Origin of the sequence: Micromonospora sp. ALFpr18c, assembly GCF_008868155.1 — a bacterium.
GTDB lineage: Bacteria > Actinomycetota > Actinomycetes > Mycobacteriales > Micromonosporaceae > Micromonospora.
This window is the reverse complement of the sequence record NZ_WBKR01000192.1, coordinates 1-11886: the sequence shown is the minus strand read 5'-3', so window position 1 is coordinate 11886 and position 11886 is coordinate 1. Positions and strand designations below refer to the sequence as shown.

Here is an 11886-nt window from a genome sequence, read left to right as displayed (position 1 = left end):
CGGGCGAGGACCTGCACACAGGCGTACTCATCCGGTTTCAGCTGCGACCCGGCCGACATCAGCGCCCGCAGCGGGTCGTTGTCGTGGTCGGTTTCGAACGGCAACCACTCCGCGGCGGTCGGCAGCAGGTGCCCGCCGACGGCGGCCGGCACGTCCAGCGGGATCGGCGGTGGCGCCTGGTCGTCGGTGGTGCAGGCGGCACCGGGCCACGCGGCCCGCACGGCAGCCTCCACCGCCCCGTGCGGCACGCTGCCGGGCACCCAGATCGAGATGAGCAGCTGCCGGCCGGTCCAGGTGTACTGCCACACCACGTGCGGGCTGCCGTACCGCAGCCGGCGGCGGCGCGATGGGGTGAGGGTGCCGTGCAGGTTCGCCCACAGCGCGGCGGCGCTGTGCGGGTCGACCTCCGGCGGCGGGGCGACGGTGACGAGGCGGGCGCCGTCGGCGTGGCGGCGGTGCCGCCACCCGTCGACCAGGTTGCGCCCGGCAACATAGGCGACCAGCAGGGCGGCGGCGACGCCGAGTAGCCACGGCCGGCCGGCCGCCCAATCCGCGGCGTGCAGAACCCACCGCGCGGGCGCGCCCGGCGGAGAGATGAGACCGGCGCCCGGCCCCGACGGGCTGGGCGCCGGCATCGGCGACAGGGCACGCAGTGGTGTCACAGGTCCTCCTCCCCGTCGTCGGAGTCGAGGTCGGCGAGGTCAGACGGCTTCGTGGTCGCGAGAAGGTGTTCGGCCTGGGAGGAGATCGACTCGAACGCGGTCCGGTTCGTGCCGGATATCAGCAGGCCGTGGCCGACTCGGGCGGACAGCAGCATCCGGCGTTCCCCGGCGGTCAGCCCGAATGCGTCAGCGACCTGGTCGATGGCCTGCGGAGCCTGCTTCAGCAGCACCTGCGTGGCCGCGTTGGACACCACGGCGTGGCCGAGGTCGGTGCCGAGCACGTCGGCGACGTCCTGGGTGACGACCGACAGGCCCGCGTTGCGCTTCCGGCCGGCCTTGGACATCTTGAACAGGAACCGGGCGCCTTCACCGTCGCGCATCAGCAGCCATGCCTCGTCCACCACGACCAGCCGCCGCGCCTGCGGCGAGGAGGTGGAGCGGTACTGGCGGGGGAGGTCGACCTGCCGCCAGATCTCGTTCAGGGCGAGAAGGGTGCCGACGGTGCGCAGTTCGTCGGGCAGGTGGCGCAGGCTCCAGACGACGAGGTGCCCGTCCGGGCGGGTGGTGGTGGGTGAGTCGAACAGGTCGGAGAACGAGCCGGCCACCCACGGTGCCAGCCGGGCGGCCAACTCGTGGGCGGCAGTGTTGTCGTCGGCCCGCAGTGTCGCGGCCAGGTCCTTCAGCAGCGGCGCGGGACGGTGGTGGGTGGCGGGGTCGGCGGTGATGCCCGCCTGCTGGTAGACGGCGAGGATCGCCCGGTCCAGGGCGGCGCGCTCAGCGGGCGGCGGCAGCTGCCCCAACAACACGCTGATCAACGTGTGCAGGAACAGCCCGCGGCGGGTGAGCACGTCCGGACGGGTGTCCCCGGCCGGCAGATCCAGGGGGTTGATCTTCACGCCGGGTGCGCCGAGTCGCACGATGGTGCCGCCGACCGCGTCGGCCAACCGGAGGTATTCGTCCTCGGGGTCGACGACGGCCACCTGCACTCCCTGGTACAGGTTGCGGAGCACGTCGAGTTTGACGAAGTAGGACTTGCCGGCGCCGGAGCGGGCCAGGATCACGCTGTTGTGGTTCTCCTGCGCCCACCGGTCCCACCAGACGATGCCCTGCGAGTCCGGGTTCACCCCGTACAACACCCCGCCGGTGGTGGCCGGGTCGCCGGGCAGCGGCGCGGGCAGGTCCGCCGACGCGAGAGGGAACGCGGCGGCCAATGCCTGGGTGTCCATGGTGCGGCGCATCTGCAGGCTGTCGGTGGCAAGCGGCAGGGTGGTGGTCCAGCCGGGCAGGTGCCGCCACGTCGCCGGCTGCACCTCGATCAGGGTGGACGCGGCGGCGGCCTTCACCTGCGCACACGCCTCGAGGAGCTCGGCCTCGGTGCGGGCGTGCACGGTCAGGTACAGGCCGACGCGGAACAGCTTCGCCGCCCCGCGGGCGAGGCGTTCGGCGAGGTCGGCGGCGTCGTCGGCGGCGGCCTCCACGTACGGGTCGGCCAGCTTGCCCTTCTGCTCGTCGGCCCGCCGGGACGACTCGAACCGGGCCCGCTGGTTGCGCAGACGGGACGCCGCGACCGGCGCGGGTATCGGGTCGATGTGCAGGGCCAGGTCGAGGCGGCCGGGCCAGGACAGCAGCGGCTCCAGCCACGCCGGCCCGACCTCGGCCGGGTAGCCGGTGACCACCAGGGTGGCGGCGTAGCCGTCCCCGACCCGCAGGAACCGCGGCGTGACCTCCACCGAGGCCGGAGCTACCGTCGCCGCGAGTCCTGCGGACGGCGGGCTGGTGCTGTCGTTGTTCGGGGTGCGTCGGCGCTTGACGGAGATCATGATGTCCTCCTGGTGTGTGGCCTCCTGGCCGGAGGCGCGGTGATGGTGGTGTCGGGGGCGGCGAGGCCCCCGGGACGGGGCGGCCGGTAGGGGTCCGCCGCGGCCGCGAGGGCGGCGGTGGTCGCATGGCCATCTAGGGCGCGGGTGGTGACGCCGAGCCCGGACAGGGACCGAACGGTCTGGTCGGCGCGGCGTCGGGCGGCGTGTTCGCCACGCTCACCGGAGTTGGTGCGGGTGACGATGAGGACCTGCCGGCGTAGCGGGTCCCGCCGTTCGGCGAGGTCGTCGAGGAAGCGTGCGTGGTCGGCTGCCGCGTCGGCGAGAGCTGGGTGCGGCATGGCGTCTGCGGCCTGGGCGAGGGTGCGGGCGGCGGAGTGCAGGTCGACCGGCTGCGCCGACACCACGATCTGCGTCGGCGTGGACAGGCTGTTGAGCCACCGGCCGAAGGTGTCGACCAGGGCGGCCTGCTCGTCGGCGGTACGTAGCGCCAGGTTGACGCTGGTCGCCGCGACCATCGCCGCCTTCACCCCGCCGAGGCTGATCTCCCCGTGGTCGTCGATGGCGTCGGCAGGCAACTTCAACGGCGCCGGCAGCATCACCCTGGACGCCGGGACCTCCACCCATTCGGGCGTCCTCGCGGTCGTGTCGGTAGTGGACAGAGCACGTGGGGCCCGGGAGTGACGGACCGCGGAGGCCAGCCACACGTCCATGGGCAGTCCGTCGCGGCGGCCGACCGCGAGGCCGAACACCAAGCCGCCGAGGACGACAGCGGCGCCGAGCAGCACCGGCGCGGGCACGATCGCGTGGAGGGCGCGCCAAGCGCCGTAGAAGATGACGGCGGCGACGGCGAGGATCGCGAGTTGCCGGAACGTCAGCCCGTAGAGCACCTTGTCCGGCGTGTCCACGTCGGCGGGCATGCGGGCGGTGACGGCCTGTTCGTCGCGGCGGTCGCGGCTCATCGGCGCACCGCCCCTAGGCCGGGGATGCGCAGCCCGCGGGTGAGTTGCTGCACCACGACGACCCGCACGACCGCGCCGAGCACGTTGCCGCCACGCCCGCCTGCGCCGCTGGTGGCGTAGCGGCGCATCAGACCCGGCACTTTGAGCGTGGTCCACAGCAGGACCATCACGACGAACAGGTTGAGCACCCCACCCGGTTCGACCGGCAGGCCGAGCAGCGGCAGCATGGTGCTGGTGTCCAGCAGCATCCACTGGCCGGCGAACAGCACGAATGCCTGCACCACCGGGGTCGCCAGCATGGCGACGTACGACCGCCACCACATGCGGGCCACCCCGTCGGTCTGCGGCAGCGCGTGGCAGGCGAGGGCGATCGGCGCGACCGCGGTGAGCACCAACGCGACCGCGAAGCGGACGATCACACTGCAGGCCGTGGCTGCGAGCAGGAAAACGATGATCGCCAGGCAGACGACGAACAGAAGACCGGCGGTCTGGTCACGCGCGGCTATCAGGTGGGTCTTGACGGCGTCGAGGGCCCCCTCGCCGTTGAAGTCCTGCGCGGTCAGGGCGGTGGTGAACGCGTTGGCGAACTCGATGAGCTTGCCAGCGATCAGTTGGGAGAAGTGGGCGGTGACGAACCCGACGACGCACCGCGGCAGGAGATCCTTGGCGGTGTAGCGGGCGCGTTCGTCGCCGCCGGCGACCATGGTCAGGACGCCAGCGGCGACGAACACCAGGACGAAGACGGTGTCGACGACCCAGATCGACCGTCCAGTGAGGGCCTGCACCTGCGGCAGGCTGGTGACGTCTGGGGTGATCAGCAGCGCGTGGGTGATCGCGGTGATGAGCCCGTTCAGGCAGTCCAGCAGCAGGCCGGCGAACCAGTCGAGAATCTGGTTGAGCGCCCAGGCCATCGTCAGCCTCCGACAATTCCCTGGACGACCTCCAGCAGGATGGGCGCGAGCACGGCCAGGCCATAGCCGACCAGGGCGTTCTTCAGTGCGCCCTTGGCCTTGTCGACCTGGGCCGGGTCGCCGCCGGCGGTGGCCCAGTACACCCCGGCCAAGACCAGGAACAGGGTGGCGACGGCGGCCAGGATGCCCATCACCCAGGTCTGCAGGTTGGCGATGACGGTGGGCAGGTCGTTGGCGGCCAGGACGACCGGGCCGCCGGGGTCGGCGTAGGCAGCGGCCGGCACGGCCAGCACCACCACGGCCGCCGCGGCGGGCGCGGCGATCCGGGCGGCATGGCGAAGCGCGCGGGTCGTCATCGGTGCGTGGGAGAGGGCGATGGTCAGGGCACGTGAACGTGCCAACAGCGGGCGGAACATGATCGCTGCACCTCCCGCCCCGGCTCGCGCCGGGGCGATTCGTCGAAACGGTGGGCGGAAAGCCGCCGCCGGGCTCGGGAAGACACGTCGGCCGGGAACCGTGGTGAACCTCGGGAGGAGCTCGTCCTCCCGTTCGGGTTGGCGATGATCGATGAGGTGTCAGCGCATCAACGTGGCGCGGCACCCGAGGTCGCCCGGTTCCGTGCCGACCCGGCCTTCCGGCCCGGCGGCGGGCGGAACCCGCCGGATGACGCCAAGGTGGCGTCGGAGGAGTTCCGCACCCTCAAACCGGCGTTTGTGAGCTGTGGCGAACACCTGCCGATCCCACAGCGCTCCGACACGACCTCGTAGACCTCTGACAGCCCTGGTCAGCGGCCTGTCCGACGATCGTGCCGCTGGCGGCGGACCTCGCCGTCGGCGTCGGCGCCGGAATCTCACAGCTGCCGAATTAACACCCCGTCGGCGCCGCTGTCAGATTCGTGGGAGATCCGTTAGGCCCGCTTGGCAGCGGCCACAGCGGGTCTCCCCGTACCGGGGTAGGGGGCGGTCGCAGCGGTGAGAAGTGGTGGTTCGCCGTACGCGCTGGCGGGCCCGACCAGATGGTCGGGCCCGCGTCCAGAGAGCCTGCGGGATGGTCGGCGGTCAGGCGGCTGCCAGCGTCACCTGCGCCGCGGCCGGTCGCGTACCGGCACCGCGGGCGGCCCGGATGTGCTGCCGTCGCTCGGCCGCCACGGCGAGGTCTTCCCGCGCCCGGGGTGAGGTCGCCTCGGTGAGCATCCCGGCGGCGAGCGCGTCGGCGATGCGGACGTCGATGCGCTCGACACGTCGCCGCAGCGTGTCGACCTCCAGGCCGAGGCGGGCGGCGATCGGTTCGATGGCCCGGTGGCCCAGCCGCACGTCAATGTAGGGCTGCTCGTCGCACTCGTCGACGATGCCCAACTCGACGGCCCGGCGTACCAGGAGGTCCGGATGCCCGTAGGGCCGCTTCGGGGTGCGCGAGCCGGTGACGTGTTCGAGGTTGTCCACCGGCACGGCCTCGGCGCCGTCACGCTGCCGCAGCTCGTGGCCGGCCCGCCACGCCGCCATGCACAGCGCCGCGTACGGCGCCGGCTTGGCCAGGTCGACCCGGTCACGTAGGGCGCCCAGGAAGCCGGTGAGGATCTCGGCGTCCAGGTCGTGAGCGTCACCGGCCCAGCCGGTGTGCAGCCGGCCGGCGTAGCGGCGCAGCGCCGGCATCGCCAGGGCGACCGCGGCGATGACCCAGGCGGGCCCGTCGAGACGGGCGCGGCGGACCAGCTCCCGCCACACGACGTCACGGGCCGTGTAGGCGCGGGGGTGCTCCAGCAGCCACTGCCGCAACGCCGGCAGAGCGATGGCACCGCCGGGCAGACCACTGTCATCGCCGAGCTGATCGGCCAGCGGGTCGAGGTCCAGTGACAGCGGGTCGGGGTCGCAGGTCAGGTCGGCGAACGCGGTGTCCACGGCGTCCAGCGGCGAGTCGGGCCAGTCCTTGGCGGACGCGGTCATGTCACGAACTCCCATGTCAGAGACGAATGTCGACGACGGCCGGAGGTGTACGGCCGGCGCGCCTGACCGCCATTGCGCCACCTCGGTCTCACCGGCCCCTGACAACGCAGGCCAACAGGCATGAATCCTCGGCTCGACAGCACCAGCCGCCACCGGCCACCCGCTGACTGACGACCGACGCTGGCGCGCGTCACCGTTCTGACAAAGCCGCGTTGACCTGCGCGTTGACACGACAGGAGACGAAGGGCACGGGACAAGGCCGCGAGGGACACCACACCGGCCGAGGGGTCTGACAACGGGGACCTAGCCGGTCTCACAGCGTCTAACAGCGCCCCGCGGGCGGCACGGTGTCAGATCGCGACAGGCTGACACTGCAGCCGAACGTCATCGTCAACCCTGCGCGCCGCGGTGGCGCGCCGTCTGACGGCCTTCGTCCGGCGTGGGGAAGGTCTGACACGACCGCCGCCTCCGATGACAATCCAGCACCGGTGTCCTCCGTGACACCGCCGCCGTCAGGACAGACGCCGCCGCCGTCCGGGACATCGGACGGCGATCTGACAAGACCGGCCAGCGCCCCCGTGCCATCGATGCAAGTCGCTGTCATGGTCGAGGTGGTCGTGACCGTGCGTGTCTGACAGCCGGGGGCGGCCGATCGCTCTGACGATCTCACGACGCCGGCCCCGGCCCGATCGAGCCGGCGACCGCCGGATCATCCCGCGTTCCCGAGGCCATGTCCCTTCTCAGTAAAGGTGCTCCGGTCGCAGCGCGCTGACCTGGGCGGATCAGTTTGATTGAGAAAACGGCTGGCCGGGTTTTCTCAGTTGATCTGCTCCGGGTTCGCGTTTGGGGCTGGTTTTCTCAGTCTTTCTGCTCCTGGGAACGCCTTCGTTGCGGATCTTGCTGGTGATGTAGTGGCTGACCGAGCCGTAGGACAGCTCGGCGCCGTGTTCGTCGACGAGGCGTTCCCAGATCGCCCAGCGGGACAGGGGCGGTTTCTGGGCGAGGAGGTCGTCGATGATGTGGGCGTAGGCGTCGTAGACGCGGTTGCCGCGGGGTGGTGCGCGCCTGAACGCCATCGGGTTCGGGTCGGTGGTGAGGGCGAGCAGGACCGTGTCGGCCTGGACTCTGAACTTGCGGGTGATGGCGCGTAGCGACGGGTTGATCTTCGCCTCTTGGCGGATGGCGTCCAGGAGTTCACGGGCGCCTTGCTGGCCGCGGCGTTTGACCAGGTTGGCGATGCTGCGGGGCCGGCGCGGTGGGCTGTCGGGCTCGGCTTCGGGCTCGCGCGGCGCGTCGTCGGGTTCGGGGTTGAGGCGGTGGGGTCGGGCCTCGGTTTGCAGGGTGCTGAAATGGCGGGTCAGGGCGTCGACGCTGCGGCCGGTGACCACGGCCAGGCGGGCGGCGCGTACGGATCCTTGGTAGGTGGGCGGGGCGCAGAGGTATTGGCGTAGGTAGCTGGGTCGTAGGTGGTTGGCGTGGGCCAGACGGCGGATGTAGGCACCGACGGTCTCGTCGCGGCGTGGGCGGGGTATGACCGGCAGTGGTTGGGGCCGGTCGGTGAGGACATCGCTGCTGGTGTCGGGACTGGTCATCGTCTCTTCCGGCGGCTGGTCTCGGCGGCGATGTCGACCCCGATGGCGTCGAGGCTTGCGCGGCTGATGGCTTCGGTGGTGTCGATGACGGCTTGGACGGCGGCGCTGCGGATCAGCCGGAGGAGGCTGCCGATCATGCCGGCGGTGCGTTGGTGCAGGTAACGGTCGAGTTCCGCCAGGGTGCCGGGGGTGTGGTGGTGCAGGCGCAGGCTGGCCTCGAGGGCGCCGACCAGGGCTGTCCAGTCGGGTCCGAGGGGAAACGGGCCGGTGGGGACCATGCCGAAGCGGCCGGCGATCTGCTCGCCTCGGGTGCCCGAGAGCAGGCCGTTGCGTTCGACGTTGATGCCCGCGTAGGCGAAAGTCGCGGGGATGCGCTCGGCGAAGTACTTGAGGGTGTCCGATACTTCGGCGCCGTTGCGGGTGGTCAGGCTGATGTTGTGGATCTCGTCGACGACGATGAGGCTGGTGCGCGCGTCGATGCAGACGCCGCAGACGGCTTCCATGACCTCGGTGATGTTGGATCTGCGCAGCAGTGGGATGCCGAGGAACCGGGCGAACTCGACGGCGATCATCCGGCCGGTCGCGGCGGGTGGGGCGGTGATGTAGACGACCGGGATGTCACCGCCGTTGTGGGGGTGACGCTGGCGGTGGATGACCTCGAGGGTCTTGGCCATCTGGATGATCGCGGTGGTCTTGCCGGTGCGGGCGGGGCCGGAGACGATCAGCCCGCAGCGTCCGGTCTCCGCGCGCCGGTTGAGGTAGGTCAACCGGCGGCCTTCGAGGGTCACCCGGCGAATGGTGGCGGTGGCGATCACCACCAGCTGGGCGTGGTGGCTGAGCCGGGCCTCGTCGTAGGCGAGGCGCTGACCGGCGGTGAGCGTAGCCAGTCGGGCGTCGTCGAGCAGGTCGGGAACCTGCGGGGTGGTCTGCACGAACCGTCGCCATCCCCGCAGCGTGGTCAGCTGCAGGTGTTCCGCGTCGGGGTCGGTTGGCTGGGCGGCGGGGGTGTGGGCCGCGGTCACCATCGTTTGGTTGCCTCCAGGTAGGGGTCGAACACGCCCAGCGGGACGACCTCGGCGGATGCGTCGTCGCCGTCGGGTGCGCCGGTGCGGGTCGGGCTGGTTTCGGCCTCCGGTGGGGCCGGCGGTTCGGGGCGTGGCCACGCCGGTTGGGCGGTGGAGTGGGTGCGGGCGCGGACCCGCCGGTCTCGTTTGGACGCCGAAGGCGTCGGTTCGGGGCCTTGGTTGGCGCGTCGCAGCAGCGCCTGCACCGCCTCGGCGATCTCGGCTTCCGTGGCGTCGGGCAGCTTCGCGCGGACGTGGTCCCAGGCCAGTTCCCCGAACGGCAGCCCGTCGCGGCGCAGGTGTGTCCAGAACGCGGTGATCCAGCCGCCGGTGCCCGGGTCGCGCACCCAGATCCGGGACACGTCGTAGGGGTCGTGGTGGACCTGCCACAGGTTCTTGTGGGTTTTGTTTCCCGACGGCTGCCTGCGCAGCGGGTTGAGCTGTTCGGCGTCGTAGGTGCGGCGCCGGTGCTTGATGCCGTAGGCGTTGATCGCCTTCCAGCAGGTCGGCAGCAGCGCGATGTAGTCCTCGCCGGACAACGGGACCGGCAGGTAGCCGGTCGACTCGACCAGCGCGGCGTACTTCTCGTTCGGCGTGAACATGCGTCCCGGCGTCGCCGGGTCACGCAGGCCGTCGTGGGGGCGGTTCTGCCAGCACGCCACGATCCACTCGTCCAGCAGCTCCTGCAGTTCCAGCATCGACCACAGCGCCTTGGCCTCCAGGTCACGGCCCCGGCGTTCGGTGTTGGAGCCGGCGTAGCCGGACACGAACTGCGCGAACAGCGTCCCGACCGCCGACATCAGCTTCTCGACGTGCGGTTTTTCCGCCGGCGAGCCGGGATGGGTGGGCTGGAAGTTGATCCCCAGGAAAGCGCAGGACGAGCGGAAGTTGCGCGACAGGAACACGCTGCCCTGGTCGACCACGATCGTCTCCGGGACGATGACCGGCCGGGCCGCGGCGTGTTCGAGCCGCTCGTCGATACCGGCCAGCCGCCGGTGCGGCAACACCGACCGGGACATCGCCAAAGCCTGCGTCCAGCCCGGCCGCATCGGCTCCGGTGTCAGGGTCCGGGCCAGCAGGATGCTGGCGTCGACGGACTTCGTGGTCGGGCGCAGCACCGCCGCGGGCACCGTCTTCGTCCCGACGTCGATCACCCCGGTCAGCTCCACCCGCCCCGGAGTGCCGTCGTCGAGCAGGACCAGCACGTCCAGCGGTGTGGAGTCCATCTCCATCAGCTCACCCGGGGCGAACACCCGAGGCCGGGAGAACGGCGCCGGCGAGGCCGCCGCCACTGAGCGGCGGGTGCGGGCCGAGCCCGTCGTGTGCAGGCCGACGGTCAGCTTCTCCAGCAGCCGATACGACGTCGCCTGCGATGGCATCGCCACCACGCCGTGGTGACGCTCGTCGAGGATCTGCCGGGCCCGCCACAACACATAACCGCGGGTGCGGGTCGAGTCGTCGGTGGCCTCGGCGACCGCCGCACGCACCGCTTCCACGACCCGCTCGTCGATCCGGCCGAACCGCGACGGCTGCCGCAACAGCCGATGATCCACCAGCGCCGCGACCCCGCCGGACTCGTAACGCTGCCGCTGCCGCTTCACCGTCGCCCACGTCACCGCGTGTCCGGCCGCCCGCAACTCCGCGGCCTTGGTCTTCTCCCGGCTGGTCACCGTCGTGACCGCCGGGTCGAAACCAGGCCGGGCCACAGCCCCGGCAGCGGCGTTCGGCGCCAAGCCGTGGATGACCTCCAACACCTGCCGCTCCCACCACAACGCCTGCTCGGCGACGTTGTCCGGCAGACGGTCCAGCGTCGCCGCGCTCATCGGCGCGGCGACGCTGCGCTGCCCGAGCACCGCGAAGTCCGCCTCCGACAACAGGTGCACCAACCGGACGCCCTCGGTCAAGCCGGCCTCGTCGGTCAGCAACACCAGCGTCCCGGACCAACCCACCACCGTCCGCACGATCCCGGCGGCCCGCACCCGGTCACCCGGACGCAGTCGCGGAAGCCGCCCGCTCACCACGGCGGCCTCGACACGCGCACCACCGTCGCTGGGCCCAACAGCGCACCGGTCAGATCCGCCGCAAGGACCTGCCGCCAGAGCAGGTGGAACAGCACCGGCAGCACCAGCAGCCGATCCCCGGCCCGCTCAGCGCCTGCGAACAACGGTGCGGGCTGGTCGAACACCTCCACCAAGCGGGCCACGACGTCCTCGCGCCGGCCGCAGCGCGGATGCCGATACCGCGACAACCAGCGCACGTTCGCTGCGAACACCGACTCCACGACACCGACCCGACGGAACCGCCACCCCACCGCTGAGCAGGCCGCAGCCGTCACCGCGAACGCCTGCGCGTCACGGGCCTTGATCCGCTCGTCTGGGCGCACATCGATCACTAGCCCGGTGCCGTCCTCGACCCGGGCGAAGTAGTCCGGCAGATGCCGGCGCATCCCATCTCCCGCCGGCCAGGACAGCCAGAACGGCTGCGAGGCGATCCCCACCACCGCCGGATCGAAGTCCAGCAGCATCACATGATCCCGCTCCAGCCACGACTCGTAACCCACATGCGCGGCCGTCGTCGACGACCACCACCGGCCCGGGAAGTTCCGCTGACCCTTGAACATCGCGAACGACCTCGCCGGCGCGACGTCCTCGAACCGCACCGCAGCGCAGCCCGTCAGCGGCTCACAGCGCAGCTCACCGCCCTCGCCGACGAACTCGACCATGAAGTCGGCCGCGTCGATGACGCCAGCAGCGGCGGCGGAATCCGAAGAAGATCTCACGAAGCTGACAAACGAGCATCAGCCCTGTGAGAGGGTGGTTCGCAGTGAATTGATCTGATCTATGCGTTGCGTCCGGTTGGAGGCCTTTCGGTAGGTCCGCCATGGATAGCGACTGGTCGATTTGTGGGATGTGAGCTTTAGTCGTGACTGTCGGGC

Annotated in this window: 10 protein-coding genes and 1 pseudogene; 1 reads left to right on the top strand and 10 read right to left on the bottom strand. The window is 71.2% G+C overall.

All coding sequences use genetic code 11. The features are described from left to right. The 5 genes and pseudogenes from F8271_RS25730 to F8271_RS25710 form a co-directional block, all read right to left on the bottom strand. Positions 1–635, bottom strand: a pseudogene (locus F8271_RS25730) (type VI secretion protein); the annotation flags it as partial. A 23-nt stretch (positions 636–658) separates the two neighbouring features. Then, positions 659–2482, bottom strand: coding sequence for a VirB4 family type IV secretion system protein (locus F8271_RS25725; RefSeq protein WP_151492405.1), 1824 nt, complete (start codon positions 2480–2482; stop codon positions 659–661). Continuing rightward, a complete protein-coding gene (locus tag F8271_RS25720) occupies positions 2479–3441 on the bottom strand; it encodes a PrgI family protein (RefSeq protein ID WP_151492404.1) in 963 nt (320 codons plus the stop codon). Before F8271_RS25720 ends, F8271_RS25725 begins: the two co-directional genes overlap by 4 nt. Next, positions 3438–4352 (bottom strand): conjugal transfer protein TrbL family protein, encoded by a 915-nt coding sequence (locus tag F8271_RS25715; protein WP_151492403.1) that lies wholly within the window; start codon positions 4350–4352, stop codon positions 3438–3440. Before F8271_RS25715 ends, F8271_RS25720 begins: the two co-directional genes overlap by 4 nt. A gap of 2 nt (positions 4353–4354) precedes the next feature. Then, on the bottom strand, positions 4355–4708 hold the full coding sequence (locus tag F8271_RS25710) for a pilin (protein ID WP_225854756.1): 354 nt from the start codon (positions 4706–4708) through the stop codon (positions 4355–4357). A 216-nt stretch (positions 4709–4924) separates the two neighbouring features. Between F8271_RS25710 and F8271_RS25705 the strand changes: the two genes are divergently transcribed. Continuing rightward, a complete protein-coding gene (locus tag F8271_RS25705; protein ID WP_225854755.1) occupies positions 4925–5119 on the top strand; it encodes a hypothetical protein in 195 nt (64 codons plus the stop codon). 291 nt (positions 5120–5410) lie between these two features. Here F8271_RS25705 and F8271_RS25700 read toward each other — a convergent pair whose 3' ends face one another. From F8271_RS25700 to F8271_RS25680, 5 genes are all read right to left on the bottom strand, one after another. Continuing rightward, entirely contained in the window at positions 5411–6295 is an 885-nt protein-coding gene (locus F8271_RS25700; RefSeq protein WP_151492401.1) for a hypothetical protein, read from the bottom strand. A gap of 782 nt (positions 6296–7077) precedes the next feature. Continuing rightward, positions 7078–7887, bottom strand: coding sequence for a TniQ family protein (locus F8271_RS25695; protein WP_151492400.1), 810 nt, complete (start codon positions 7885–7887; stop codon positions 7078–7080). Further along, positions 7884–8912 carry an ATP-binding protein gene (locus tag F8271_RS25690; protein WP_151492399.1) on the bottom strand — a complete coding sequence of 343 codons (1029 nt, stop codon included), beginning with the start codon at positions 8910–8912 and terminating at the stop codon, positions 7884–7886. Before F8271_RS25690 ends, F8271_RS25695 begins: the two co-directional genes overlap by 4 nt. After that, positions 8906–10969, bottom strand: a complete 2064-nt coding sequence (locus F8271_RS25685; protein WP_225854754.1) for an integrase — start codon at positions 10967–10969, stop codon at positions 8906–8908. The genes F8271_RS25690 and F8271_RS25685 overlap by 7 nt, the downstream gene beginning before the upstream one ends. Then, the gene (locus F8271_RS25680; RefSeq protein WP_225854753.1) at positions 10966–11730 is read right to left on the bottom strand and encodes a TnsA-like heteromeric transposase endonuclease subunit; all 765 of its coding nucleotides are present in this window, start codon (positions 11728–11730) and stop codon (positions 10966–10968) included. The genes F8271_RS25685 and F8271_RS25680 overlap by 4 nt, the downstream gene beginning before the upstream one ends. Positions 11731–11886 lie beyond the last annotated feature (156 nt).

Coding starts and splice junctions, on each gene's coding strand:
- F8271_RS25710 (WP_225854756.1), bottom strand. CDS start 4,708: ATGACGACCCGCGCGCTTCGCCATGCCGCCCGGATCGCCGCGCCCGCC.
- F8271_RS25690 (WP_151492399.1), bottom strand. CDS start 8,912: ATGGTGACCGCGGCCCACACCCCCGCCGCCCAGCCAACCGACCCCGAC.
- F8271_RS25715 (WP_151492403.1), bottom strand. CDS start 4,352: ATGGCCTGGGCGCTCAACCAGATTCTCGACTGGTTCGCCGGCCTGCTG.
- F8271_RS25700 (WP_151492401.1), bottom strand. CDS start 6,295: ATGACCGCGTCCGCCAAGGACTGGCCCGACTCGCCGCTGGACGCCGTG.
- F8271_RS25725 (WP_151492405.1), bottom strand. CDS start 2,482: ATGATCTCCGTCAAGCGCCGACGCACCCCGAACAACGACAGCACCAGC.
- F8271_RS25720 (WP_151492404.1), bottom strand. CDS start 3,441: ATGAGCCGCGACCGCCGCGACGAACAGGCCGTCACCGCCCGCATGCCC.
- F8271_RS25695 (WP_151492400.1), bottom strand. CDS start 7,887: ATGACCAGTCCCGACACCAGCAGCGATGTCCTCACCGACCGGCCCCAA.